Below are 24494 nucleotides of genomic sequence, written 5' to 3'. Positions count from 1 at the left end.
CACGATCGCGATGTTGTGACCGCCGAAACCGAAAGCGTTGCTCATGCCGGCCAGGTCACCCTCGGGCAACTCGCGGTTGGCGTCGATCACCAGGTCGGCATCGATCTGCGGGTCGACCTCGGTGGTGTTGATCGTCCGCGGCACCTTCCGGTAGTGCAGTGTCTGGGCCAGAATGACCGCCTCGATCGCACCGGCGGCGCCGAGCAGGTGGCCGGTCATCGACTTGGTGCCGGTCAGGCACACGTCGTCCATGGCGGCGCCGAGCGCGCGCTTCAGCGAGATGATCTCCGCGGCGTCACCGACCGGCGTCGACGTCGCATGCGCGTTGACGTGGACGATGTCGGAGGTGCTGAGCCCGGCCGCCTCGATCGCTTCGTTCATGGCACGCGCCTGGCTCGCGCCCTCGGGGTCGCCGGCGGTGATGTGGTAAGCGTCGGCCGACATCCCCAGCCCGGCGAACTCGGCATAGATCGTCGCGCCGCGCGCCGTCGCATGCTCGTAGGACTCCAGGATCACCACACCGGCGCCCTCGCCGAGCAGGAATCCATCCCGGTCCACGGCCCAGGGCCGGGACGCCGCCTGCGGGTCGTCGTTGCGCCGGGACAGCGCCTGGGAGGCGGCGAACCCGGCGATCGGCAGCGGGTGGATGGCCGCTTCGGTGCCGCCGGCGATGGCAACGTCGGCGCGGCCCTCACGGATCATGTTGGCCGCCATACCCATCGACTCGGCGCCGGAGGCGCAGGCCGACACCGCGGTGTGTGCGCCGGCCCGGGCCTTGAACTCCAGGGACACGTTGCCCGACGCCGCGTTGGGCATCAGCATCGGCACGGTCAGCGGGTAGACCCGCCGCGGGCCCTTCTCCTTCAGAACGTCGTACTGCGCGAGCAGCGTGTGAACGCCGCCGATGCCGGTGCCGATGGCGGCCAGCAGCCGCTCGGGTTCGACCTCGGGGGAGCCCGCGTCCGCCCATGCCTCGCGCGCCGCGATCATGGCGTACTGGGCGAACGGGTCGGCCCGGCGGATCTCGACCTTCGAAAGCACCTCGCTCGGGTCCTGCTTCAGGTTGGCGGCGAAGGTGACGGGGAGTTCGTAGCGGTCCAGCCACTCCTGGGGCAGCGGACGGGCGCCGGGCTCACCGGCCAGCAGGGCGTCCCAGGTCTCGGGTGCCGTGCCGCCGACCGGCGTGGTGGCGCCGAGACCGGTGATGACGACGCGCTTGTCTGCGGTCATGAAACTTCTGGCTCCTTGACGAGGCGGGGTGACGAGTGGAGAAGGTATGGCGACAGCGGCCCCACCTGGTGGGTGAGGCCGCTGCCGTCATGCGCAGCAGGCCTCAGGCCTGCGCCTTCTGGATGTAGGAGACGGCGTCGCCGACGGTCGAGAGGTTCTTGACGTCGTCGTCGGGGATGCGCACGCCGAACTTCTCCTCGGCGTTGACGACGATCGTCATCATGGACAGCGAGTCGATGTCGAGGTCCTCGGTGAACGACTTGTCCAGCTGCACGTCGGCAGCGTCGACACCGGTCTCCTCGTTCACGATGTCGGCAAGGCCCTGCAGGATCTCCTGCTCGCTCTGCGCCATGTCTGGTCTCCTTCTTGCGTTGCTGATGGTGGTTTTCACCTTCGGGCTGACCCGGATTGCCCGCCGGATCGCGGGAATTCTCTGGCTTCGACCTTAGCGGGGCGGCTCAGGGAAGTTCGACAACCTGGGCGGCATACACCAGGCCGGCGCCGAAGCCGATCTGCAGCGCGAGTCCGCCGTGCGGCGCCTCTCCCTCGCGCAGCATGCGCTCGGTGGCCAGCGGGATGGACGCCGCGGAGGTGTTGCCGGTCTCGGCGATGTCGCGGGCGACCGGGATGTCCTCGGGCAATTTCAACTGCTTGATCATCGCGTCGATGATCCGCATGTTGGCTTGGTGCGGGATGAACGCGTCGAGGTCGGCGGCGGTGATGCCGGCCTTGTCCAGCGCCTGCTGGGCGACCGGCGCCATACCCCACACGGCCCACCGGAAGACCGACTGGCCGGCCATCGCCATGGTGGAGGCCTCCGCGATGTTCTCGACCTCGAATTTGCTGTAGTCCGGCTCCTCGCCGGTCGCCTCGACGTGCTCCCAGATGCGCCGGATCTCGTCCCAGCCGACGCGCTGCTGGATCGTCGACCACTTGTCGCCCTCCGAACCCCACACGGTCGGGCCGATCCGCGGCACGTCCGACGGGCCGACGACGGCGGCTCCGGCACCGTCGGCCAGGATGAACGAGGTGCCGCGGTCGTGCCGGTAGGTCCACTGCGACAACTTCTCGACGCCGACCACCAGCACGTAGTCGGCGCTGCCGGCACGCACCATGTCGCTGGCCACCGAGATGGCGTAGCAGTAGCCGGCGCACGCCGCGGAGATGTCGAACGCCGGCACGTTGCCCGCACCCAGCCGGGTCGCCAGCAGCGGCGCCGCCGCCGGGGTCTGGAAGGGGTGGCTGATCGTGGCCATCACGATGGCGCCGATCTGGTCGGGCGTGATACCGGCCATCTCCAGCGCCGGACGAGCGGCCTCCTCGGACATGTCCACCACGGACTCGTCCTCGCGGGCGAAGCGGCGGGTCACGATGCCGGACCGCTCGCGGATCCACTGGTCGGAGGAGTCGATCCAGGTGCAGACCTCTTCGTTGGTCACCACGCGCTCGGGGCGGTAACCACCGACGCCGAGGATGCGTGAGTGCCGGTCACCGCCGATGGCGGCGATGGTGCCGGTGTTCTTCGGCTGGACGGTCATAAATCAGCTCCCTTGGGACGTGCCGGTGGTGTGGTTGCTGGGCGCGGGGTCAGCCCGCGTGCTCTCGGATCAGCTCGCGCGCCGCGTCGAGGTCGTCGGGCGTCTTGAGGGCGACCGCCGCGACACCGCGCATGCCGCGCTTGGCCAGGCCGACCAGCGTGCCGGCCGGGGAGAGCTCGATCAGGCCGGTGACACCGAGGTCCAGCATGGTCTGCATGGTGGTGTCCCAGCGCACCGGTCCGGCGACCTGCGTCACCAGCCGGTCGACGAACTCGTTGCCGCTGTCCACCGCGGCACCGTCCCGGTTGGACAGTAGGGTCACCTGCGGGTCCTGCGGGCTGAGCTTCTCGGCCTCGGTGCGCAGGCCGTCGACCGCTCCGGCCATGTGCATGGTGTGGAAGGCGCCGGCGACCTGCAGCGGTATGACGCGGGCCTTCGCCGGCGGGTTGTCCTGCAGAGTGGCCAGTTGCTCCAGGGTGCCGGCAGCGACGATCTGCCCGGCACAGTTGCGGTTGGCCGGGGTCAGCTCGTGCTCGGCGAGGACGGCCAGGACGTCGTCCTCGGATCCGCCCAGCACCGCGTACATGCCGGTGCGCTTGGCGGCTGCGGCGCGCGCCATACCCCGTCCGCGCTCGCGGACGAAGGCCAGCGCGTCGGTCTCGGACAGGACGCCCGCCGCGGCAGCGGCAGTGATCTCACCGACGGAGTGACCGGCCAGCACACCCGCGCTGTCGCCGATCGGCGCGCCGTCGGTCAGCACGCGCAGCGTCGCCAGGCCGGCACCGACGATCAGCGGCTGTGCGACGGCGGTGTCCTTGATGGTCTCGGCGTCGGAGGTGGTGCCGTGTGCGACCAGGTCGGAGTCGGCCGCCTCCGACAGGCTGCGCAGGTGGTCGGCGAACCCGGGCACCTCCATCCACGGCTGTAGGAATCCGGGGGCCTGGGAGCCCTGTCCAGGGCAGACGATCGCTAGCACAGGTCCACTGTGACGGATCGGAGGATGGAATGGCGTCACCGAATCCGACGAAGCTGCTGCTCGTGCTTTGGAGGAAACCTCCAAAGCCGGCGTCGGTGGGGTCAGACGCGGGAGAGCGCGAGAGCCAGCCGCACGGTGAACGCGTCGCGGCTGTCGGTCAGGTCGAAGCCGGTCAACTCGGCGATGCGTCCGAGGCGGTAACGGACGGTGTTGGGGTGGACGAACAGCACCCGCGCCGCGGCCTCCAGGCCGCCCTCGTCGAGGTATGCCGGGACGGTGTCCCGCAGCGCCGGACGGTCCCGCAGCGGCCGGGTGACCTTGTCGACCAGTGCGCGCCGCGCGCGGGTGTCGCCGGTCAGCGCCCGCTCGGGCAGTAACTCGCTCGCCGGGCACGGCCGCGGTGCCTGCGGCCAGGCCGGTGCCGAGGTGTAGCCGGACAACGCTGCCCGGGCGCTGCGGCCGGCGGCATACAGGTGGGGGACCCGTGGACCGACCACGACCGGACCCTCGCCCCACAGGTGCTCGAAGTCCGCGGCGACTGCCGGACCGTCGTCCACACCACCGAGGACGGCGATCAGCAGACTGCGCTGGACGGAGCCGAGGGCGACCAGGCCAGCGTGAGTCGCCTTGCGGCGCAACGCATCCAGCGCCTCGGTGCCCGGTCCGGGCGGAGCGGCGCCGGCGATCACGACCACGCCGCGCACCTCGTCCCAGCCCAGCGCGGCGACCCGGGAGCTGAGCGCTTCGTCGGCCTCTGCACGCAGCACCGCGTCCACGACCAGCGCCTCCAGACGGGCGTCCCAAGCACCGCGCGACTCGGCCGCCTGGGCGTAGACGTGCGCGGCGGCGAAGGCGATCTCCCGCGAATAGGTCAGCACCGCCTCGCGCAGGTGGTGTTCGTCGCCGGCAGCGGCCAGCTGCGGCACGTGCTCCTCGACGACGTCGATGGCGGTGCGCACCATCTGCAGCGTCTGCTGCAGGGCGATCGTGCGGGTCAGCTCCCGGGGCGCGGTGGCGAACACGTCGATCGGCATCGGCGGGCTGGTCCGCGGGTCGCGGTACCAGGCGATGAACGCGCCGATCCCGGCCTGGGCGACCAGGCCGACCCAGGACCGCTCGTCCGCCGACAGCCGGCCGTACCACTCGTAGCTGGTCTCCAGCCGGGTGATCGCGGCGGTCGAGAGCAGGTCGGCGCTGCGTTCCAGCTGCTGGCCGGTGGTGGTCGACATACGGCCAGCCTATTTGTATGGCGCCACAGTGCCGACCGCGGAGAAGCACGTCGTTCCATGCGAACGACCGAACGACCGAACGACCGAACGGCCGGACCCGAGAGCCCGGCCGTTCCGTCGTGAGGTGGTGCCGCTGCCGTCAGGCGTCCCCGCCGGCGTTGCCGCTGGTGCCGGCCTGCGGGTTGAGCAGGTCGTACTTGGCGGCCGCATCGACGGCAGCCTGCGGGTCGATCTCGCCCCGGGCTGCCAGCTGCTGCAGCGTGCGCACGACCATCGCCGGACCGTCGATGTGGAAGACGCGCCGCGCCGCAGCGCGGGTGTCGCTGAAGCCGAACCCGTCGGCGCCGAGGGTGACGTAATCGCCCGGGACCCAGGGGCGGATCTGCTCCTGCACCGAGCGCATCCAGTCGGACACGGCCACCACGGGACCGGGACGGCCCTGCAGTTGCTGGGTGACGAACGGCACCTGCTGCTCGGCGTCCGGATGCAGGAAGCGCAACTCGTCCGACGCCTCGCCGTCGCGGCGCAGCTCGTTCCACGAGGTCACCGACCACACGTCGGCCACCACGCCCCAGTCGTCCTTGAGCAGGGCCTGCGCCTCGAGCGCCCACGGCACGCCCACGCCGGAGGCGAGCAACTGTGCGCGGGGTGCGTCCGAGGCGTCCGCGGTGTCGCCCTCGGACACCAGGTGCATGCCGCGCAGGATGCCCTCGACATCGACGTTGTCCGGTTCGGCCGGCTGCTGCATCGGCTCGTTGTAGACGGTCAGGTAGTAGATGACGTTCTCGGCGTTGTCGCCGAACATCCGGCGCAGACCGTCCTGGACGATGTGTGCGATCTCGTAGCCGTAGGCCGGGTCGTAAGCAACGACAGCCGGATTCGTCGCGGCGAGCAGCAGCGAGTGTCCGTCCGCGTGTTGCAGGCCCTCACCGGTCAGGGTGGTCCGGCCGGCGGTGGCACCGACCAGGAAGCCGCGGCTCATCTGGTCGGCAGCCGCCCAGATGAAGTCGCCGGTGCGCTGGAAGCCGAACATCGAGTAGAAGATGTAGATCGGCACCATCGGCAGCCCGTGCGTCGCGTAGGACGTGCCGGCCGCGGTGAAGGCCGCGACCGAGCCGCTCTCGTTGATGCCCAGGTGCAGGATCTGCCCGTTGGTCGCTTCCTTGTAGGCGAGCATCAGCTCTGCGTCGACCGAGGTGTACTGCTGGCCGTGCGGGTTGTAGATCTTGGCCGTCGGGAAGAAGGAGTCCATGCCGAACGTGCGCGCCTCGTCGGGGATGACCGGCACCACGTGCTTGCCGAACTCCTTGTCGCGCATCATGTCCTTCAGGATGCGCACGAACGCCATGGTGGTGGCGATCTCCTGCTTACCGGAGCCCTTCTTGGCTGCTGCGTAGGCCTTGTCGTCCGGCAGTTTGAGCGCGCTGGCGGTGTGCCGGCGGTCCGGCAGGCCGCCGCCCAGCTTGCTGCGGCGCTCGCGCATGTACTCGATCGCCGGGTCGTCCTCGCCGGGGTGGTAGTACGGCGGCAGGTAGGGGTTGTCCTCCAGCACCGCGTCACTGATCGGGATCCGCAGCGAGTCGCGGAAGTCCTTCAAATCCTGCAGCGTCAGCTTCTTCATCTGGTGGGTCGCGTTGCGGCCGGCGAAGTGGGTGCCGAGGCTGTAGCCCTTGATGGTCTTGACCAGGATCACGGTGGGCTGACCGGTGTGCTCGGTGGCCGCCTGGTAAGCCGCATAGACCTTGCGGTAGTCGTGACCGCCGCGCTTGAGCTTCCACCAGATGTCGTCGTCGGACCAGTTCTTGACCATCTCGCGGGTGCGCGGGTCGCGGCCGAAGAAGTGCTCGCGGACGTAGGCGCCGTCGTTCGCGCGGAACGTCTGATAGTCGCCGTCACGAGTGGAGTTCATGATGTTGACCAGGGCGCCGTCCCGGTCGGCCGCCAGCAGCGGGTCCCAGCCGCGGCCCCAGATGCACTTGATGACGTTCCAGCCGGCACCGCGGAAGAAGCTCTCCAGCTCCTGGATGATCTTGCCGTTGCCGCGCACCGGCCCGTCGAGCCGCTGCAGGTTGCAGTTGACCACGAAGGTGAGGTTGTCCAGCTCCTCGTTGGCCGCCAACTGCAAAAGGCCGCGCGACTCCGGCTCGTCCATCTCGCCGTCGCCCAGGAAGGCCCATACGTGCTGCTGGCTGGTGTCCTTCAGCCCTCGGCCGTGCAGGTATTTGTTGAACTGCGCCTGGTAGATCGCGTTCATCGGGCCGATGCCCATCGACACCGTCGGGAACTCCCAGAAGTCGGGCATGTTCCGCGGGTGCGGGTAGGACGGCAGCCCGAGCCGCTGGCCCTGCACGATGTGCGAGTGCTCTTGGCGGAAACCGTCGAGCTGGTCCTCGGACAACCGGCCCTCGAGGAAGGCGCGGGCGTACATGCCCGGCGAGGCGTGGCCCTGGAAGAAGACCTGGTCACCGCCGCCGGGGTGCGACTTGCCGCGGAAGAAGTGGTTGAAGCCGACCTCGTAGAGCGTCGCGGCGGACGCATAGGTGGAGATGTGGCCGCCGACACCGACGCCGGGCCGCTGCGCCCGGTGCACCATCATCGCGGCGTTCCACCGCATCCAGGCGCGGTAGCGGCGCTCGACCTCCTCGTCACCGGGGAACCACGGCTCGGCCTCCGGGCTGATGGTGTTGATGTAGTCGGTCGCCGTCAGCGACGGCACACCGATACGGCGCTCGCGGGAGCGCTCGAGCAGCTTGAGCATGATGTAGCGAGCACGGCTCTGGCCGACCTCGTCGATGAGCCCGTCGAGGGAGTCCATCCACTCCTGGGTCTCCTCGGGGTCGATGTCAGGCAGCTGGCTGGGTATGCCGTTGAGGATCGGTCCTGCGTCCTCGCGCGCCATGAGTGGCTCCTCTCATGAGCCGTCGCGGTTTTCGCGACTGCGATGTCGTTCTCGGGGGTGTCCGGATGAATCCATTTTCTACCTGCGGCGGGCGGACTCCTGACGCGGGTCTCGGCTACTGGTCAGTAGCTTTCGGGGGTGTGACGTCCGTCTCAGGGAAGGCGACGAAGCGTCGCGAGGAGTCGACGTCACAGAGTCAACGGGGCGTGCCGATGAACGTCTTTGTAGAGCAGGTAGCGGAACCGCCCGGGCCCGCCGGCGTAACAGGCCTGGGGGCAGAAGGCGCGCAACCACATGAAGTCGCCCTCCTGCACCTCCACCCAGTCCTTGTTGAGCAGGTAGACCGCCTTCCCCTCCAGCACGTAGAGACCGTGCTCCATGACGTGCGTCTCGGGGAACGGGATCGCGCCGCCCGGCTCGAAGGTGACGATGTTGACGTGCATGTCGTGTCGGACATCATCGGGGTCGGCGAACCGTTGCGTGCCCCAGGCGTCGTCGGTGTCGGGCATCATGCCGATCTCGACGTCGTCCTCGTGGGTCACGAACGACTCCGGTGCGTCGATGCCGTCGACGGCGGCATACCGCTTGCGGATCCAGTGGAAGGTGGCGGTCTCCGACGAGTCGTTGTGCAGGGTCCACTGCTCGGCGGGGGAGAGGAAGACGTAACTGCCTGCGCGCAGGGCGTGGTCGGCGCCGGCGAGGTGGAGTCGCAACTCTCCGTCGACCACGAACAGCACGCTCTCGGCGGCGGGATCGGTCTCCGGCCGGTTGCTGCCGCCGCCCGGGCCGACCTCCACGATGTACTGCGAGAAGGTCTCGCTGAAGCCCGTCAACGGCCGGGCCAGCACCCACAGGCGGGTGTCGTCCCAGAACGGCAGGCGGCTCGTGGTGATGTCGCTCATCGTGCGGCGCGGCAGCACGGCATACGCCTCGGTGAAGACCGAGCGGTCGGTGGTCAGCTCGGTCTGCGCCGGCAGCCCGCCGCGCGGGGTGTAGTAGCGGGTGGTCATCGGTGGGGCTCCTGACATTCAGCGGGTGAGTTCGGTGAGCTCGGGAACGGTGAGCCCACAAGCGGATTCGATTTCGTCGGCTCCCACGGCGCCGCAGTGGACGCCGCGTAGCAGGGCGTCGGCCAGCATCTTGGCGGTGGCGGGTTCGTCCATCACGTCGCCGCCTGCGGTCTGCTGCACGTATGCCGCCAGCCGTGCCGCGGCGCTGGGCAGCGCGCGCCGGAAGAAGAGGTAGTTGGCCAGGTAACGGGAGATCAGGTGGCCCGGATGCATGTCCCAGCCCTGGTAGATGCCGCGCACCAGCGACCGGGTCACCAGGCCGCTGTGCAGTCGCCAGGTGGCGTGTGCCGACTCGCGGTCCCCGAAGGCGACGACGTTGGTCGAGCCGTCGCAGATCCGGGTGCCGGTCTGCGCGGCGGCGACCTGCATGACCGCCTTGGCGTGGTCGGCGGCCGGGTGGTCCAGCGCCTGGTACGCCGCGGCGATGCCGAGGCCCGCGCTGTAGTCGAACGTGCCGTAGACCAGGGAGCTGACCCGGCCGGGCGCCGCGTGCACCATGCGTGCGACCGCGGCCGTGCCGTCCGCTGCCAGGATCGCCTGCGGCGTCTCCACCTGGACCTCGAAAGTGACGCTGCCCGAGGGCAGTCCGAGCTCCTGCTCCAGCGCGGCACACGCGGTGTCCATCGCTGCCACCTGGGCGACGCTGGTCACCTTGGGCAGCGTCAGCACGTTGCCGTCCAGCAGGCCGGCCTGCGCCATACCGCCCAGGTAGTCGACCAGGGTGCGGATGCCGCGCGCGCGGGTCGGCGCCTCGAAGGACTTGAACCGCACGCCGTGCCAGGCCGGCAGTCGGTCCTGCGCGGCCAGGTCGGTGAAAGCGTGCAGCACGCCGGCTAGGTGCTCGTCCTCGATGTCGTCGGGGCGGATGCCGTATCCGTCCTCGAAGTCGGCGCGCAGATCCTCGATCGGGTCGCGTTCGAGCTTGGCCAGCAGCCGCTCGTGCACGGCCGCGACATCGGCGACGGGTTCGCCTGTGGCACGGGCCAATTCGTCCGGGTCCGGGGCGAAGGTCGTCAGCAGGTCGAGTGCCGTCGCGGCGAACTGCCGCACGTCGGCGGCGGTGCAGCGGTCGGCGGGCAGATAGACCGTGTGCACCGGGAAGCGGCCGGTGGGCGCGCCCGGGTAGTCGGTGCCCAGCGCGGTGTCGGCATCGGCCAGCGCGACGTCGAGTCGATCGGTGAGTACGGTGCGGAAGTCGGGCACGGTGGCTCCTCTCGGTCCGAGTTCCCGTATTTCGTATCATGGAGTGTAAATTCCATGTTGTCGAATGTCAGCAAGTGGAGGAGTCCGTCATGACCCAGCAGGCCAAGCCCGGTGGTGTGCAGTCCGTCGGGCGTGCGCTCGACATACTCGAACTCATCGATCGGGCCGGCGGCGAGATGGCGCTGGTGGAGATGAGCGCTGCCTCCGGACTGCCGATGCCGACGATCCACCGCATCGTGCGCACGCTGGTCGACCGCAATTATCTGCGGCAGCTGCCGGACCGGCGCTACGCGCTCGGCTCCCGGCTGATCCCGCTGGGCAACTCCGCCCTGGAGGCCTTCGGCTCGCGCAGCAGTTCCACCCTCGCCGATGTCGTGCACCGGCTGGGGGAGAGCGTCAATCTCGCGGCCCTGGACGGCGACATGCTGGTGTATGTCGGGCAGGCGCCCTCGCCGCGGGCGATGCGGATGTTCACCCAGCTGGGCCAGCACGTGCACCCGCACTGTCGCGCCGCCGGCAAGGCCCTGCTGGCGCAGCTGGACGACGACGAGGTGCGCGGGATCCTCGACCGGGTCGGCATGCCGGCGGTGACCGCCGCCACCATCACCGATCCCGACGAGTTCATCGATCAACTGGCGCTGGTCCGGAAGGAGGGCGTGGCGCACGAGAACGGTGAGATGGAGGACGGTGTCGTCTGCCTGGCCATCCCGGTGATCGGCGCGGTCACCCGGCTGGCGCTGTCGATCTCCGGTCCGGCGGCCCGGATGACCGAGGAGTTGCAGCAGCGCGCCATACCGGTGCTGCAGGACGTGTCCAGCGAACTGGCCCGTCAGCTGGCCGGCTGACCCGATCCGCGCAGAACCGGCCGTCAGCCCTTGACAGCGGGCACTTCATTGCCCACCATTCCTTTATGCGGAATCAAAGTTCCATTCAGCGAAATGCGCTGACGGAGTTCGCCGAGGCTCCGGCCGCGGACGCCGTCCGCATGCTGCTGCCCCTGTGCGCGAGCCCGGCGTGGGCCCGCGCGCTCGTCGAGCGCCGCCCGTATGACGACACCGCCGCGCTGCTGACTGCGTCCGACCGGATCTTCGACGACCTCACCGAGACCGACCTCGCCGCGGCGTTGGCCGGGCACCCGCGCATCGGCGAGCGCATGCGCGGCGAGGACGCCGCCGCGCAACTGTCCCGCTCGGAGCAGTCCGCCATGCAGTCCGCGGACGAGGACGTGGCTGCGCAGATCCTGCAGGGGAACAGGGACTACGAGCAGCGTTTCGACCGGGTCTTCCTGATCCGCGCCGCCGGCCGCAGCCCGCGCGAGATCCTGGCGGAACTGCAGCGCCGGCTCGGCAACGACGACGACGCCGAGCGCGCCGAGGTGCGCGAGCAGTTGCGGCAGATCACCCGGCTACGCCTGGAGGGGACCTTCGACCCCCAGGCCGCGGACGATGGAAGGTAGTTCGATGAGCTGCAGCCTGTCCACCCATGTTCTCGACGCCGTTCACGGAACGCCGGCCGCCGGCATCCGGGTCACGGTGTTCGCACAGACCGGTGCCGGATCCGATGGGACGCCCGTCGGATCCGGCACCACCGACGATGACGGCCGGATCGCCGGGCTGATGCCCGACGGTATGCCGCACGGCACCTACCGCATCGTCTTCGCCACCGGCAGCTTCTTCGAGGCTGCCGGGGTCCGGGCCTTCTATCCCGAGGTGGCGATCACCTTCGTCGTCGACGAAGAGCGGCACTACCACGTGCCGTTGCTACTGAGTCCGTTCGCGTACTCCACCTACAGAGGGAGCTGATCCGCAATGTCCTATGTGCTCGGGCACAACCAGTACGGCAAGGCCGAGGTGCACGTCGTCCGCGTCTTCCGCGACGACCCGCAGGCACCGCACGACCTGGTCGACTACAACGTCTCGGTCTCCCTGACGGGCGACTTCGAGGACGCGCACATCCGTGGCGACCAGGCCAAGGTGCTCACCACCGACGCGTGCAAGAACACCGTCAACTCGTTCGCCAAGGAAGCCGGCGACGCGGTCCGCGAGCCCGAGTCGTTCGCCGTCGCGCTCGCCGACCACTTCATCGAGGTGCCGCAGGTCGCGGGCGTCCGGATCAACGTCGAGGCGGTGCCGTGGCAGCGATCCCACGACAACCCGCACGCCTTCGTCAAGAACGGCGACTATGTGCGCACCGTCACGGTCACCCGCACCGCCGAGGGGACGAGCGTCGTCAGCGGTCTGAAGGAGCTGACGGTCCTGAAGACCACCGACTCGGAGTTCCACGGCTTCTACCAGGACAAGTACACGACACTGCAGCCCACCGACGACCGGATCATGGCGACCGCGGTCACGGCCCAGTGGGTGCACGACGGGACCGACGTCGACTGGGGCAAGGCGTTCGATTCGGTGCTGGACGCGATCACCGGCAGCTTCGCGGCGGCATACAGCTATGCCCTGCAACACACGCTGTGGGAGATGGGCACCGCCGTGTTGGACGCCGTGCCGAGCGTGGAGGAGGTGCGCTTCAGCTGCCCGAACAAGCACCACTTCGTGGTCGACCTGAGCCCGTTCGGCGTCGAGAACAACTGCGAGGTGCACTACGCGGCCGACCGGCCCTACGGCCTGATCGAAGCCACGATCAAGCGCAGCGAGGACGTCGACAGGTCCTCGGCATACGACCCCGGCCAGGCCTGGTAGGCGGGTTCTGCACGGAGCGACCGGGCGTCCGACCGAGCGGTGGAACAGCACGATCCACTCTCGATCAGGGGCGCCCGGTTGCAAACCGGCGCAGTTCCTAGTGAACTACGGCCATGGCAATTGGGGCCCAGAAATCCGCACTGGCCGAGAAACTCGGCTTCGAAAAAGACCAGGTGGTACAAGAACTCGGTTGGGACGACGACGTCGACGACGCCGTGCGCGAACAGATCGAGGAGCTCATCGGTTCCGGCCTGGAGGACGAGGACTACGACGGTGTCGTGGACGCCGTACTCCTGTGGTGGCGCGACGGTGACGGCGATCTGATCGACGACTGCGTCGATGCGCTGACCAACCTGGCCGACAAGGGTTTCGTCGTCCTGCTCGTGCCCGGGGCGGGCCACCCCGACCACGTCGACGCCAGCGACATCGCCGAGGCCGCGCAGACCGCCGGCCTCAACGCCGGCACCTCGACCCGGGCCGGCAGCGAGTGGATCGCGACCAAACTGGTGCAGGGCGGAGTGGCCAAGCAGCGATGACCTCCAGCCCTCCCGCCGTCGGCGCCACGGCCCCCGACTTCACCGTGCAGAACCAGCACGGGGAGTCGTGGTCGCTGCGGGAACGGGTCGCCGACCGGCCCGTGCTCCTGGTCTTCTACCCGTTCGCCTGGTCCAGGGTGTGCACCGGTGAACTCTGCGGGATCCGCGACGACTTCGACGGATTCACCGCGGCAGGTGCCGCCGACGTCGCCGCGATCTCGTGCGACCCGATGTTCACGCTGCGCGCCTGGGCCGACGCCGAGCGCTACGACTTCGACCTGCTGTCCGACTTCTGGCCGCACGGAGCGGTGGCGACGGCATACGACGTCTTCAACGCCGACGCCGGTATGGCGATCCGTGGCACCTTCCTGGTCGACACCACGGGAGTCGTGCGCTGGACGCAGCTCAACGGCCCGGGCAAGGCCCGCGACTTCGCCGGCTACCGGGAGGCGCTGGCCGCGCTCTGAGGGTCCGGCTGGCAGAATGGCCGTCGCCGCGGCCTGCCGCGGACGCACGCAACGCGCGAGGGCCTGTAGCTCAGTTGGTAGAGCACCGCGTTTACACCGCGGCTGTCGTCGGTTCGAGCCCGGCCGGGCCCACTCGTCATGGTGTTTTTTCGCCGGCCTTCGGTCGGCGGGCTGACACAACCTGGCACCACGGACCAAGTGCACAGCTGCATCGACCAGAGAGGCGTCACGTGACAAGTCCCACCCTCGCGGACGCGGTCCGGGCGCTCGACGGGTTCTACCCGCCGCAGACCGCCGCCGGATGGGACCGCGTCGGGCTGGTCACCGGCGACCTGCAGCAGACCGTCAGCCGTATCCACTTCGCCGTGGACCCGACGCTGTGGGTGATCACCGAGGCGCGCGAGCTGGGAGCCGACCTGCTGGTCACCCACCACCCGCTGCTGCTGCGCGGCGTGCACTCCGTGGCGACGACCACCGCCAAGGGGGCCGCCATCACGACCCTGGTGGTCGCCGACGTCGCCCTCTACTGCGCGCACACCAACGCCGACGTGGCCGACCCGGGGGTCAATGACGCGCTCGCCACCGCGTGCGGCTTGTCGGCCACGGACCCGTTGGACGAGGAGGACGGGCAACCGATCGGCCGGGTCGGGGACCTGCCGTCGCCCACCACGTTGGGTGCCTTCTGCCGTGCGCTGGCCGACGCACTGCCGGCCGCACCCGCGGGGTTGCGGGTCAGCGGGGATCCGGAGGCGAGCGTGCGGCGGGTCGCCGTGCAGGGCGGCGCCGGCGACGACCGTTTCGACGCCGTCCGGCGCAGCGGTGCCGACGTCTACGTCACCGCGGACCTGCGGCACCATCCGGCGCTGGAGGCACGCGAAGAGGCGCGCGGCGGTGCGCCATACCTGATCGATGCCGGGCACTGGGCCACCGAATCCCTGTGGCTGACCGGGGCGGCCGACCGGCTGCGCACCGCGCTGGTCGCGCAGGGGTATGACGTGCAGACCACGGTGTCGCGCCTGCGCACCGATCCCTGGGACTTCGTCGTGCCGACCGGGCACGGGGAACCGACCGACCGACCGAAGGAGCATGACGCCCTGTGAAGGCTGATCTCACCCGCCAGTGGCGACTGCTGGACCTGCAGAAGCTCGACACCCGCCTCGACCAGTTGGGCCACCGCGAACGCACGTTGCCGGTGCAGACGCAGCTGGACGAGGCCACCGCCCGGGCCGGCACCCTCGCCGAGGAGGTCGTGCTCGCGCGCACGGCGTTGCAGGACAACGCCCGCGCCGTCAGCAAGGCCGACGCCGACGTGCAACTGGTCCGCGACCGGGCGGAGCGGGATCGCCGGCGCCTCGAGAGCGGCACGGGCACGGCCAAGGAACTGCAGAACCTGCAGCACGAGTTGGAGACGCTCGCGCGCCGGCAGTCCGAGCTGGAGGACGTGGAGTTGGAGGTGATGGAGCGCGCCGAGAGCCTGCAGTCCGACCTGACGGCCAAGGAGGCGGCCCAGCAGGAGGCACAGCAGCGTGTCGAGGAGTTGCAGTCCGCCAAGGACAAGGCCCTCGCCGAGATCGTCGCCGAGCGCGAGACGGTCGAGCGCGACCGTGCCAACGTGGCGCCGGGTGTGGGCGCCGACCTGCTCGCGCTCTACGACAAGCTGCGTGACCAGATGGGCGGTGTCGCAGCCGCGGCGTTGCAGCAGAAGCGCTGCAGCGGTTGCGGCCTGGAGCTCGGCCAGGCGGATCTGGCGCGCATCCGCGCGGCCGCCGAGGACGAGGTGGTGCGGTGCGAGGAGTGCCGCCGGATCCTGATCCGCACGGCCGAGTCGGGTCTGTAGACAGATGGGGCGTTCTCTCATCGTCGAAGCCGACGGTGGCTCTCGCGGCAACCCCGGTGTCGCCGGCTACGGCGCTCTGGTGCGCGATGCGCGAGACCGGTCACTGCTCGCCGAACGCGCGGCGCCGCTGGGCAAGGCGAGCAACAACGTCGCCGAGTACCAGGGCCTGATCGCCGGCCTGCGGGCGGCCGAGGCGATCGACGAGGGCGCCGACATCGCCGTCCGGATGGACTCGCGGCTGGTCATCGAGCAGATGGCCGGCCGGTGGAAGATCAAGCACGAGGACATGCGGCGGTTGGCCGCCGAGGCGCAGGAGGTGTTACGCCGGATCCGGGCCGCCGGGGGGTCGGTGGAGTGGACGTGGATCCCGCGTGCGCAGAACAAGGCGGCCGACAAGCTGTCCAACGACGGGATGGACGGCCGGACCGTCGAACGCGATCTGTGGCGCGAGGAGCCGGACGGCCCGGTTGAGCCGGCGGACACCTCGACCGAGGAGTCCCGGCCGTCGCTGCCCGCCCGGACGGTCGCCACCCGGCTGATCCTGCTGCGGCACGGCGTCACCGACTTCACCGTCGGTGGCCGGCTCGACGGGCGCGGGGGAGCGGACCCGTCGCTCAACGCGACCGGTCTGGAGCAGGCCGAGAAGGCCGGTGCGGCGCTGGCCGAGCTGGTCAGCGGCCCGGTGACCGTGCTGACCTCCTCACTGGCGCGAGCGCGCCAGACCGGGGCGGCCGCGGCGCGTGCCCTGGGCGTCACGCCGGTGGTCGACGAGGACTGGGACGAGCAGGCATTCGGCGCCTGGGACGGTCTGAGCTATGCGGAGATCGGCGAACGCTATCCCGGCGACCCGGCCAGGATGCGGGTCGAGGAGGACTTCCGCGTCGACGGCGGGGAGACCCATCTGGAGCTGACCGAGCGCATCAACGCCGCGCGTGAGCGTGCGCTGGAGCACGGTGGCACCGTCGTCGTGGCGACACACCGGATGCCGATCCTGGTGGTGCTGCGCTCCTTGCTGGGACTCAGCTTCGGGCACGCCTGGCTGTTGGCCGCCGACCCCGCGTCGTTGACCGAGATTGACGTGTATGCCGACGGCAGCGCGAGCGTCGCCTACACCAACGACACCCACCACCTGAGGTAGTCCGGATCCCGCGGTCGTAGTGCGGACGCGACGTATGGCGCGCGACGTCGTGTGGGAAGGTGCCTTTCATGACGTCGTCGCCATCCCATGACTGGTCCCCGGACACCGTTGCCGTGCGGGGCGGACTGTCCCGCAGCGGTTTCGAGGAGACGTCCGAGGCGCTCTATCTGACGTCCGGGTTCGTCTACCGGACGGCGGAGGACGCCGAAGCGGCCTTCACCGGCGCGGCCGACCGGTTCGTCTACAGCCGGTACGGAAATCCGACGGTCGCCGTGTTCGAGGAGCGGCTGCGGCAGCTGGAGGGCGCGCAGGCCTGCTACGCCACCGGGTCGGGCATGGGTGCGGTCTTCACCGCCCTGGCGGCTCTGCTCGGTGCCGGTGACCGGGTCGTGGCGGCCCGTGGGTTGTTCGGCTCGTGCTTCGTGATCCTGAACGAGATCCTGCCGCGCTGGGGCGTGCAGACGGTCTTCGTCGACGGTCCGGACAACGAGCAGTGGCGGGCGGCGCTCGCCGAACCGACCACCGCGGTCTTCTTCGAGACTCCGAGCAACCCGATGCAGGAGCTCGTCGACATCGAGTTCGTGACCGAGCACGCGCACGCCGCCGGGGCGCAGGTCGTGGTCGACAACGTCTTCGGCACTCCGGTCTTCTCCCGCCCGCTGGAGCACGGCGCGGATGTCGTGGTCTATTCGGCCACCAAGCACATCGACGGCCAGGGTCGGGTGCTCGGCGGCGCGATCCTGGGCAGCGAGGACTACATCCACGGCCCGGTCGAGAACCTGCTGCGACACACGGGCCCGTCGATGTCGGCGTTCAACGCCTGGGTGCTGCTCAAGGGTCTGGAGACGATGCGGCTGCGCGTCGAGGCGCAGGCGCGGACTGCGTTGCAGGTCGCGGGCGCTCTGCAGCAACATCCGGCGATCCGTCAGGTCTGGTATCCGTTCCTGGACTCACATGCGCAGTTCGCACTCGCGCAACGGCAGATGAGCGGTGGCGGCACGGTCGTGACGTTCGAGCTCGACGGGGGCAAGGCGGAGGCATTCGCATTGATGAATTCGCTTGGCATCATTGATATCTCGAACAATCTGGGCGACTCCAAATCACTGATCACCCACCCGGCGACCACCACCCACCGCCGGATGGGTGCCGAGGCGCGCGCGGCGATCGGCATCACCGACGGTGTGCTGCGCCTGTCGGTCGGCCTGGAGGACGCCGACGACCTGGTCCGGGACCTCACCGGCGGGCTGGCCGCGCTGTCCTGATCCGCGCCCGCTACGGTGGGCTGGACAACCCGCGGGAGCTCGGAACGACCGGGCTGAGAGGGCGACTGAGGCGTCGCCGACCGCTACGACCTGAGCCGGACAATGCCGGCGGAGGAAGGGATCTGCGATGTCCGCAGTGGAAACCAGATCGTCATACACCTGGTGGCCGGTGCTCGGAACACCGATGGAGGACGGCCTCAAACGGGTGCTCGCCCACGACTTCCTGAGCGGTCTCGCAGCGGGCACCCTGCCCCGAGACGCCTTCGGCTACTTCATCGTGCAGGACACGCTCTATCTGCGCGAATACGCCAGGGCCCTCGCGCTGCTCGCCGCCAAGGCGCCGTCCGACGCCGCCGGGACCCTCGCCGCGCACGCCGGCTCCGCGGTCGCCACCGAGCTCGGGCTGCACCCGGCCCTGCTCGAGCAGGCCGGCCTGGACCCTCGGTTGCTGCACACCACGCCCACGTCGCCCCCCACCACGGCATACACCAGCTACCTGCTGGCGACCTGCGCGCAGCGGCCGTTCCACGAGGGGCTCGCTGCCGTGTTGCCCTGCTACTGGATCTATCAGCAGGTCGGTGCGGCGCTGGCGGCGTCCGGGTCATCCGACCCGGTCTGTGCGCGGTGGATCGAGTCGTATGCCGCCCCTGACTTCGCGCGCAGCGTCGCCGAGATGCTGGCGATCGTCGACCGGACCACCGTCTCGTGCAGCGACGGCATGCTCGCCGGCATGGCGCCACACGTCGAGACCGCGACCCGCTACGAGTGGATGTTCTGGGACGCGGCGGTCCGCGAGGAGCGGTGGCCCTGGTGAACCATCACGACGTGGCCGATCTGCTGGCCGAACTGCGCCGCACCGCACCCTTGGTCCAGTGCATCACCAACTCGGTGGTGACCGGCTTCACCGCCAATACGCTCCTGGCGCTCGGCGCCGCGCCCGCGATGGTCGACAACCTCGAGGAGGCAACGGTTTTCGCCGGTGTCGCCGACGCGCTGCTGATCAATGTCGGCACCATCTCGCCGGCGGCGGCGGAGACCATGGTCGCCACCGCGCAGGCCGCCGGACAGGCGGGCACCCCGTGGGTGCTCGATCCGGTCGCCGTGGGCGGCCTGCCGTTGCGGGACCGGGTCGCCGCGGAGCTGGTGCCGCTGCGGCCGTGCGTCGTCCGCGGCAATGCCTCGGAGGTGATGAGCCTGGCCGGCGCGGACGGCGGCGGACGAGGCGTCGACAGCACCGCCGGCACCGACGCGGCCCTGGAGTCGGCGCACGCCCTACGGTCCAGGACCGGGGGAGCGGTCGCGGTCAGCGGCCCGGTCGACCACATCGTGGGCGACACCGTGCGCACCGTCTCCAACGGCACGCCGATGATGACCAAGGTGACCGGCGTGGGCTGTGCACTCGGCGCGATCACCGCGGCCTTCGCCGCGTGCGCTCCACCGGCCGACGCCGCGTTCGCGGCCACGGCCGTCTGGACGATCGCCGCCGAGCTGGCGGTCGAGCGATCGAGCGGCCCCGGCTCGTTCGCCGTGGAGCTGCTGGACGCCCTGCACGGCATCGGTCCGGATCAGCTGGCAAGGCTCAGGTCGTGAGGTCCTTCGATGCCGGATGGTTGCGGCTCTACCTGGTAACCGACCGTGCGCTCTGTGGTGAGCGCGGTGTCGTGGAGACCGTGCGACAGGCGCTCGTGGGCGGGGTGACGCTCGTGCAGCTGCGCGACCACGACGCCACGACCCGTGAACTGCTGGACACGGCAAGGCAATTGCGGCAGGTGACCGCGGACGCCGGCGTGCCGTTCATCGTCGACGACCGGCTCGACGTCGCGCTCGCTGTCGGTGCCGACGGGGTGCACCTCGGCCAGTCCGACCTGCACCCGGTGGACGCGCGCCGCATCGCCGGTCCGGGACTCGTGATCGGGCACTCGGTCTCCTGCCGGGCGGAGATCGACGCGGTCGGCGAGTGGCCCGCCGGCACGGTCGACCACCTGGGTGTGGGCCCGGTCTTCGCCACGCCGACCAAGCCGAGAGCCGCCGCGCCACTCGGGATCGACGGCGTCCGCGAAGCGCTGGCCGGCTGTCCGTGGCCGGCCGTGGCGATCGGCGGCATCACGCAGCAACACGTCACGCCGTTGCAGGACGCCGGTGCCGCCGGGGTCGCGGTCGTGTCGGCCCTCTGCGCCGCGCCCGACCCGGCCGGCGCGGCGCGAGATATGTTGGCAGCAGGGCAGATCCGATGACGTCATACATCCCGACAGTGCTGACCATCGCCGGCACCGACCCCAGCGGCGGGGCCGGGATCAGTGCCGACCTGAAGACGTTCTCCGCGCTCGGCGCCTTCGGCACCGTGGTGGTGACGGCGGTGGTCACCCAGAACACCCGCGGCGTCGCTGCGATCCACCAGCTCGACGGGCGCACGGTCGCGGGGCAACTGACCAACCTGCTGGACGATGTGCGGGTCGACGCGGTCAAGATCGGCATGCTGGGCACGGCCGAGGTCACCGAGGCGGTCGCCGACGTGCTCCGCGCGCGCCGGCCCGGGCCGGTCGTGCTCGACCCGGGGATGGTCGCCACGAGCGGTCACCGGCTGCTGCCCGCCGATGCCGTCGCGGCGTTGCGGGACGAGATGGTGCCGCTCGCCGACCTGATCACACCCAACCTCCCGGAGGCGGCCGATCTGCTCGGTGTCGCGGAAGCCACGAGCGTGTGCGAGATGGACCGGCAGTTGAGGGCACTGGCGCAGCTGACCTCCGGGGTGCTGCTCAAGGGCGGTCACCTCGACGGCCCCGAGAGCACGGACCTGTTGCTGGTCGACGGCCGGATGACCGAGTTCGACACCCCGCGCGTGGACACCCGCAACACGCACGGGACCGGCTGCACGCTGTCGTCGGCGATCGCGGCGCTGCGGCCGCAGCGTGACTCGTGGGCCGACGCGGTCCGGGATGCCAAAACCTATCTGACCGGTGCGCTGCGCGCAGCGGACACCCTGTCGATCGGCAGCGGTCACGGGCCGGTGCACCACTTCTGGGACGCCTGGCCGGTCGCCCCCGATCAGACCTGACCGAGCGCCACGGTGGCTGCCACCACGGTGACCACAGCCACCAGTGAGGACTCGATGGTGAAGCGCCGCAACGGGATCGACAGTCCGGCGCGTCGGCAGCGACCGAGCCAGAGCAGCGTGGCCAGGGAACCCCAGACGGTGACGATGGGTCCGGCGTTGACACCGACCAACAACGCCATCAGCCGGTGGGCGGAACCGCTCGCGGCGGACTCGGCGGCCAGGTAGGCGGGCAGGTTGTTGATCAGGTTGGCGCCGACGGCACCGAGACCGGACACGCGCAACAGATCCACCGTGGACTCACCCGTGCCCATGACGCGGGCCAGTACCGTGTCGAGGCCGTGCGTGCGCAGGAAGTCCACCAGCGCGAAGAGCACGGTCACCGCGACGACCATCAGCCACGGGACCGCGACGTTGCGCAGCGCCGCGCGTTCACGCACCGCCAACGTCACCAGCAGGACCAGCGCCCCGGCTGCAGCAGGTATGGCGGGCGTGACACCCGTGACGAACAGCGGTCCCAGCGCCACACAGACGGCAGCGCACACCCGCAGCAGCACCACGTCGTGCGGCCGCGGCATCTCGGGCACGGCGTACCGGCCGCGCAACCGGCGGTGATGCAGCAGCGCGATCACCGCCACCGTCGACGCCATCGCCACCAGTGCGGGTGCCCAGGCCACCCGCACGTATGCCGAGAAACCGCCCCAGTGGTCGAATTCGTGCAACGCCAGCAGGTTGCTGAGGTTGGACACCGGTAGCAGCAGCGACGCGGTGTTCGCCAGCCACACCGTGGTGAAGGCGAAGGGCAAGGGCGGCAGTTGCGCCTGACGGGCCGTGGTGATGACGACCGGGGTGAGCAGCACCGCGGTGGTGTCCAGGCTGAGGACCGTCGTCGCCACACAGGACAGCGCCACCACGATCAGCCACAGACCGAGCGTGCGCCCCTTCGCCATCCGCGCTGCCCAGTGTCCGGCGACATCGAAAACGCCCGCGTGGTCGGAGATCTCGGCGACGACGGTGATGCAGACGAGGAAGGCAAGGACCGGGCCGACGCGGTCGACCAGTTGACCGGCGAAGTCGGTCACGCCGCGCTCTGTGTCATGCGGCACTCACGGCGAGCTCCCACGGCGTTCCGGGGCGCCGCGGCTCGTGCAGCTCGACGGCGAACGCGGAGCCGACAACGTCACGCAGCGCCGCCGGCGTCCGTGGCGAGATGCCCGCTTCGGCGAGGTGCCGGGTCACCAGGCCACGGGTGTGCTTGGCATGGTGGGTGGCGCCCGGCACCTGGATGCGCACCCAACGCTCGGCGGTCGCCCCGGTCGGTGTCCACGCGGCGGCATACGTGCTCGACCGGCAGTCGACCACGACGCCGCTGCCGGCGAGTGCGGTCATGGGCGCCGCCAGTTCACCGCGCCAGTAGGCCGCCAGCGGTCCGGCGCCCGGCAGATGGGTGCCCATCGACAGCCGGTATGCCGGCACGCGATCCGTCAGCCGGAGCGCGCCGAAGAGTGCGGACTGCACGACGATCCAGCGACGGGCGCGGCGGAGCGCGGCCGTGTCGAGGCCGGGCAGGTCCAGGGCGTCATACAGTACGCCGGTGTAGAGATCGGCGACGTGCTGGGCGGGCGCGGTGCGCAGCTGCAGGTTGCGGGCGACGTCACCGGCGAGACTCGCCCCCACCCCGAGGACCTGCAGGGCGTCCGGGCGGGCACTCGCCGCGGCCAGCTCGTGCAGCAGCTTGTCCCGCGCCGGGGTCAGGTCCGGCAGTGCCAGCCGGGACAGGTCCAACGCCTTGCCGCGCGCTCGTGGAGTCTTGGTCTCGGAGGGCGGCAGCAGGATCAGCACGCGCACAGGCTACGACGCGGACGCGCACCGTTGCGGAACGGACCGCTGCGACCCGCCCGATGCCTATGGTTGGCGCATGAACCCACGGCACCTGATCGCCCCGAAGGCCGACCCGAAGGCCGGAGCCGACGCCGGCCCGTTGGAGCGGGCTTTCGAAACTCTGCGCGAGCAACTCGACCTGTCGCTGGACTACCCGCAGGCGGCGCTCACCGAAGCCGAACAGGCGGCGACGGCCGTGCCGCTGCCGGACCGCGACGAGACGGCGGTGCCCTTCTTCACCATCGACCCGTTCGGATCGATGGACCTGGACCAGGCCATGTGCCTGGAACGCGACGGTGACGGCTACCGGGTGCGCTACGCCATCGCGGACGTCCCCGCCTACGTCTCACCCGGCGGGCAGCTCGATGCCGAGACCCGCCGTCGTGGCCAGACGATCTACCTGCCCGACGTGCGCGTGCCGCTGCACCCCAAGGTGCTCAGTGAGGACGCCGTCAGCCTGCTGCCGGACCAGGACAGGTCGGCGTACGTGTGGGACATCCGGCTCTCGTCGCTGGGGGAGACGACGTCGAGCGAGGTCTATCGAGCCCGCGTCCGCAGCACCGCCCGGTTGGACTACGAGCACGTGCAGCAACAGCTCGACGACGGGTCCGCACCGGGCGGTCTGAAGCTGCTGCGGGAGATCGGGCAGTTGCGGGTCGCGTTGGAGGCCAAGCGCGGTGGTGCCAATCTGCCGATGCCGGAGCAGGAGATCAGCAAGGCCGAGGACGGCAGCTACCACCTGACCTTCCGGCCGCAGCTGCCCGCGGAGGAGTGGAACGCCCAGATCTCGCTGCTGACCGGTTTGGCGGCCGCCGTGTTTTTGGTGCAGGCGATGGTCGTCATCCTGCGTACCTTGCCCGCGCCGGAGCAGAATGCGATCGTCCGGCTGCGACGGCAGGCCAAGGCGCTGGGGGTCGCCTGGCCCGGGGACCAGGAGTACGGCGATTTCATCCGCGGCCTCGACCGGTCCGATCCCAAGCATCTGGCGTTGGTCCACGACGCCACGAGCCTGTTCCGCGGAGCCGGTTACACGCCGTTCGACGGACAGCAACCGGAGGAGACCATTCAGGCGGCGGTCGCGGCGCCCTACGCCCACGTCACGGCGCCGCTGCGCCGGCTGGTCGACCGCTTCGGGCTCGTCGTCTGCGAGGCGGTCAGCCAGGGCGCACCGGTGCCCGACTGGGTCCGCACCGCACTGCCGACGTTGCCGGAGATCATGCGCACGACCGACCAGAAGGCGAGCCAGGCCGAGCACGCCTGCACCGACGCCGTCGAGGCGGCCCTGCTGGTGCACCGCGTCGGGGAGACCTTCGCGGCATACGTGGTGGACACCGATGAGAAGGGGCTGACCGTGCAACTGGTCGACCTGGCCGTCACCGCCAAGGCCGACGGGCGCGCCGAGGCGGGTGCCGAGGTCCGGGTCAAGCTCACCGAGGCGAACATCGAGGAACACCGGGTCCGCTTCGATCTGGTGTAGGGC

General features: G+C 70.2%; 25 protein-coding genes, 1 tRNA gene and 1 riboswitch. Of the genes, 16 read left to right on the top strand and 10 right to left on the bottom strand.

Annotated elements, in window-relative coordinates; translation table 11 throughout:
* The 8 genes from ACTHL4_RS13080 to ACTHL4_RS13045 form a co-directional block, all read right to left on the bottom strand.
* A partial coding sequence (locus tag ACTHL4_RS13080) for a beta-ketoacyl-[acyl-carrier-protein] synthase family protein (protein ID WP_440283205.1) occupies positions 1 to 1230 on the bottom strand: 1230 nt, incomplete at its 3' end.
* Between the two features lie 103 nt (positions 1231 to 1333).
* Positions 1334 to 1582: an acyl carrier protein gene (locus ACTHL4_RS13075; protein WP_440283204.1), complete on the bottom strand. Its 249-nt coding sequence runs from the start codon at positions 1580 to 1582 to the stop codon at positions 1334 to 1336.
* Between the two features lie 106 nt (positions 1583 to 1688).
* Entirely contained in the window at positions 1689 to 2768 is a 1080-nt protein-coding gene (locus tag ACTHL4_RS13070; protein WP_440283203.1) for a beta-ketoacyl-ACP synthase III, read from the bottom strand.
* A 49-nt stretch (positions 2769 to 2817) separates the two neighbouring features.
* Positions 2818 to 3744, bottom strand: a complete 927-nt coding sequence (locus ACTHL4_RS13065) for an ACP S-malonyltransferase (RefSeq protein WP_440283202.1) — start codon at positions 3742 to 3744, stop codon at positions 2818 to 2820.
* Positions 3745 to 3845: 101 nt separating this feature from the next.
* Positions 3846 to 4973, bottom strand: coding sequence for a PucR family transcriptional regulator (locus tag ACTHL4_RS13060; RefSeq protein ID WP_440283201.1), 1128 nt, complete (start codon positions 4971 to 4973; stop codon positions 3846 to 3848).
* 139 nt (positions 4974 to 5112) lie between these two features.
* Complete coding sequence (gene aceE / locus ACTHL4_RS13055; protein WP_440283200.1) at positions 5113 to 7872, bottom strand: pyruvate dehydrogenase (acetyl-transferring), homodimeric type; 2760 nt, start codon at positions 7870 to 7872, stop codon at positions 5113 to 5115.
* 188 nt (positions 7873 to 8060) lie between these two features.
* Positions 8061 to 8882, bottom strand: coding sequence for a bifunctional allantoicase/(S)-ureidoglycine aminohydrolase (locus ACTHL4_RS13050; RefSeq protein ID WP_440283199.1), 822 nt, complete (start codon positions 8880 to 8882; stop codon positions 8061 to 8063).
* An 18-nt stretch (positions 8883 to 8900) separates the two neighbouring features.
* Positions 8901 to 10145, bottom strand: a complete 1245-nt coding sequence (locus ACTHL4_RS13045) for a DUF6986 family protein (RefSeq protein WP_440283198.1) — start codon at positions 10143 to 10145, stop codon at positions 8901 to 8903.
* An 89-nt stretch (positions 10146 to 10234) separates the two neighbouring features.
* Here ACTHL4_RS13045 and ACTHL4_RS13040 point away from each other — a divergent pair, with 89 nt between their 5' ends.
* The 15 genes from ACTHL4_RS13040 to thiD all read left to right on the top strand — a co-directional run bounded on the left by ACTHL4_RS13040 (position 10235) and on the right by thiD (position 21136).
* Positions 10235 to 10990, top strand: a complete 756-nt coding sequence (locus tag ACTHL4_RS13040; protein ID WP_440283197.1) for an IclR family transcriptional regulator — start codon at positions 10235 to 10237, stop codon at positions 10988 to 10990.
* 65 nt (positions 10991 to 11055) lie between these two features.
* Positions 11056 to 11601, top strand: a complete 546-nt coding sequence (uraD, locus tag ACTHL4_RS13035; RefSeq protein WP_440283196.1) for a 2-oxo-4-hydroxy-4-carboxy-5-ureidoimidazoline decarboxylase — start codon at positions 11056 to 11058, stop codon at positions 11599 to 11601.
* Between the two features lie 4 nt (positions 11602 to 11605).
* On the top strand, positions 11606 to 11947 hold the full coding sequence (gene uraH / locus ACTHL4_RS13030; protein ID WP_440283195.1) for a hydroxyisourate hydrolase: 342 nt from the start codon (positions 11606 to 11608) through the stop codon (positions 11945 to 11947).
* A 6-nt stretch (positions 11948 to 11953) separates the two neighbouring features.
* The gene (gene pucL, locus ACTHL4_RS13025; RefSeq protein WP_440283194.1) at positions 11954 to 12841 is read left to right on the top strand and encodes a factor-independent urate hydroxylase; all 888 of its coding nucleotides are present in this window, start codon (positions 11954 to 11956) and stop codon (positions 12839 to 12841) included.
* 113 nt (positions 12842 to 12954) lie between these two features.
* Positions 12955 to 13377 (top strand): DUF3052 domain-containing protein, encoded by a 423-nt coding sequence (locus tag ACTHL4_RS13020; RefSeq protein ID WP_440283193.1) that lies wholly within the window; start codon positions 12955 to 12957, stop codon positions 13375 to 13377.
* The gene (locus tag ACTHL4_RS13015) at positions 13374 to 13844 is read left to right on the top strand and encodes a peroxiredoxin (RefSeq protein WP_440283192.1); all 471 of its coding nucleotides are present in this window, start codon (positions 13374 to 13376) and stop codon (positions 13842 to 13844) included. The genes ACTHL4_RS13020 and ACTHL4_RS13015 overlap by 4 nt, the downstream gene beginning before the upstream one ends.
* 59 nt (positions 13845 to 13903) lie before the next feature.
* Positions 13904 to 13976: transfer RNA gene (locus tag ACTHL4_RS13010), tRNA-Val, on the top strand.
* A 98-nt stretch (positions 13977 to 14074) separates the two neighbouring features.
* Entirely contained in the window at positions 14075 to 14944 is an 870-nt protein-coding gene (locus ACTHL4_RS13005; protein WP_440283191.1) for a Nif3-like dinuclear metal center hexameric protein, read from the top strand.
* Complete coding sequence (locus ACTHL4_RS13000; RefSeq protein WP_440283190.1) at positions 14941 to 15681, top strand: zinc ribbon domain-containing protein; 741 nt, start codon at positions 14941 to 14943, stop codon at positions 15679 to 15681. The genes ACTHL4_RS13005 and ACTHL4_RS13000 overlap by 4 nt, the downstream gene beginning before the upstream one ends.
* A 4-nt stretch (positions 15682 to 15685) precedes the next feature.
* Positions 15686 to 16819 (top strand): bifunctional RNase H/acid phosphatase, encoded by a 1134-nt coding sequence (locus ACTHL4_RS12995; RefSeq protein WP_440283189.1) that lies wholly within the window; start codon positions 15686 to 15688, stop codon positions 16817 to 16819.
* A gap of 68 nt (positions 16820 to 16887) precedes the next feature.
* Complete coding sequence (locus ACTHL4_RS12990) at positions 16888 to 18081, top strand: O-succinylhomoserine sulfhydrylase (protein ID WP_440283188.1); 1194 nt, start codon at positions 16888 to 16890, stop codon at positions 18079 to 18081.
* Positions 18082 to 18102: 21 nt separating this feature from the next.
* Positions 18103 to 18215: riboswitch (TPP riboswitch) on the top strand.
* The gene (locus ACTHL4_RS12985; RefSeq protein WP_440283187.1) at positions 18209 to 18895 is read left to right on the top strand and encodes a TenA family protein; all 687 of its coding nucleotides are present in this window, start codon (positions 18209 to 18211) and stop codon (positions 18893 to 18895) included. Its footprint overlaps the riboswitch before it by 7 nt.
* Positions 18892 to 19671, top strand: coding sequence for a hydroxyethylthiazole kinase (gene thiM, locus ACTHL4_RS12980; RefSeq protein ID WP_440283186.1), 780 nt, complete (start codon positions 18892 to 18894; stop codon positions 19669 to 19671). Before ACTHL4_RS12985 ends, thiM begins: the two co-directional genes overlap by 4 nt.
* Complete coding sequence (thiE, locus tag ACTHL4_RS12975) at positions 19668 to 20315, top strand: thiamine phosphate synthase (RefSeq protein WP_440283185.1); 648 nt, start codon at positions 19668 to 19670, stop codon at positions 20313 to 20315. Before thiM ends, thiE begins: the two co-directional genes overlap by 4 nt.
* Complete coding sequence (gene thiD, locus ACTHL4_RS12970) at positions 20312 to 21136, top strand: bifunctional hydroxymethylpyrimidine kinase/phosphomethylpyrimidine kinase (RefSeq protein WP_440283184.1); 825 nt, start codon at positions 20312 to 20314, stop codon at positions 21134 to 21136. Before thiE ends, thiD begins: the two co-directional genes overlap by 4 nt.
* Here the strand turns inward: thiD and ACTHL4_RS12965 are convergent.
* Together ACTHL4_RS12965 and ACTHL4_RS12960 are read right to left on the bottom strand one after the other, a co-directional pair.
* Positions 21127 to 22239: an SLC13 family permease gene (locus ACTHL4_RS12965; protein WP_440283183.1), complete on the bottom strand. Its 1113-nt coding sequence runs from the start codon at positions 22237 to 22239 to the stop codon at positions 21127 to 21129. The genes thiD and ACTHL4_RS12965 overlap by 10 nt on opposite strands.
* Positions 22229 to 22975 carry a YaaA family protein gene (locus tag ACTHL4_RS12960; protein ID WP_440283182.1) on the bottom strand — a complete coding sequence of 249 codons (747 nt, stop codon included), beginning with the start codon at positions 22973 to 22975 and terminating at the stop codon, positions 22229 to 22231. The genes ACTHL4_RS12965 and ACTHL4_RS12960 overlap by 11 nt, the downstream gene beginning before the upstream one ends.
* Before the next feature lie 76 nt (positions 22976 to 23051).
* On the opposite strand from ACTHL4_RS12960, the gene ACTHL4_RS12955 reads away from it, so the two are divergent.
* A complete protein-coding gene (locus ACTHL4_RS12955; protein ID WP_440283181.1) occupies positions 23052 to 24491 on the top strand; it encodes an RNB domain-containing ribonuclease in 1440 nt (479 codons plus the stop codon).
* Positions 24492 to 24494 lie beyond the last annotated feature (3 nt).

Origin of the sequence: Flexivirga sp., from assembly GCF_051955415.1 — a bacterium.
Classification (GTDB): domain Bacteria; phylum Actinomycetota; class Actinomycetes; order Actinomycetales; family Dermatophilaceae; genus Flexivirga.
Note: the sequence above shows the minus strand (reverse complement) of the source record. Positions and strands in the feature narration are given on the sequence as shown.

Excerpts from the sequence above, each read along its gene's own strand:
- ACTHL4_RS13040 (WP_440283197.1), top strand. The coding sequence starts at position 10,235 with ATGACCCAGCAGGCCAAGCCCGGTGGTGTGCAGTCCGTCGGGCGTGCG.
- aceE (WP_440283200.1), bottom strand. The coding sequence starts at position 7,872 with ATGGCGCGCGAGGACGCAGGACCGATCCTCAACGGCATACCCAGCCAG.
- ACTHL4_RS13015 (WP_440283192.1), top strand. The coding sequence starts at position 13,374 with ATGACCTCCAGCCCTCCCGCCGTCGGCGCCACGGCCCCCGACTTCACC.
- ACTHL4_RS13020 (WP_440283193.1), top strand. The coding sequence starts at position 12,955 with ATGGCAATTGGGGCCCAGAAATCCGCACTGGCCGAGAAACTCGGCTTC.
- ACTHL4_RS12955 (WP_440283181.1), top strand. The coding sequence starts at position 23,052 with ATGAACCCACGGCACCTGATCGCCCCGAAGGCCGACCCGAAGGCCGGA.
- ACTHL4_RS12985 (WP_440283187.1), top strand. The coding sequence starts at position 18,209 with ATGTCCGCAGTGGAAACCAGATCGTCATACACCTGGTGGCCGGTGCTC.
- ACTHL4_RS13050 (WP_440283199.1), bottom strand. The coding sequence starts at position 8,882 with ATGACCACCCGCTACTACACCCCGCGCGGCGGGCTGCCGGCGCAGACC.
- pucL (WP_440283194.1), top strand. The coding sequence starts at position 11,954 with ATGTCCTATGTGCTCGGGCACAACCAGTACGGCAAGGCCGAGGTGCAC.
- thiD (WP_440283184.1), top strand. The coding sequence starts at position 20,312 with ATGACGTCATACATCCCGACAGTGCTGACCATCGCCGGCACCGACCCC.
- uraH (WP_440283195.1), top strand. The coding sequence starts at position 11,606 with ATGAGCTGCAGCCTGTCCACCCATGTTCTCGACGCCGTTCACGGAACG.
- ACTHL4_RS12995 (WP_440283189.1), top strand. The coding sequence starts at position 15,686 with ATGGGGCGTTCTCTCATCGTCGAAGCCGACGGTGGCTCTCGCGGCAAC.
- ACTHL4_RS13060 (WP_440283201.1), bottom strand. The coding sequence starts at position 4,973 with ATGTCGACCACCACCGGCCAGCAGCTGGAACGCAGCGCCGACCTGCTC.
- ACTHL4_RS13075 (WP_440283204.1), bottom strand. The coding sequence starts at position 1,582 with ATGGCGCAGAGCGAGCAGGAGATCCTGCAGGGCCTTGCCGACATCGTG.
- uraD (WP_440283196.1), top strand. The coding sequence starts at position 11,056 with ATGCGGAATCAAAGTTCCATTCAGCGAAATGCGCTGACGGAGTTCGCC.
- ACTHL4_RS13070 (WP_440283203.1), bottom strand. The coding sequence starts at position 2,768 with ATGACCGTCCAGCCGAAGAACACCGGCACCATCGCCGCCATCGGCGGT.
- ACTHL4_RS12990 (WP_440283188.1), top strand. The coding sequence starts at position 16,888 with ATGACGTCGTCGCCATCCCATGACTGGTCCCCGGACACCGTTGCCGTG.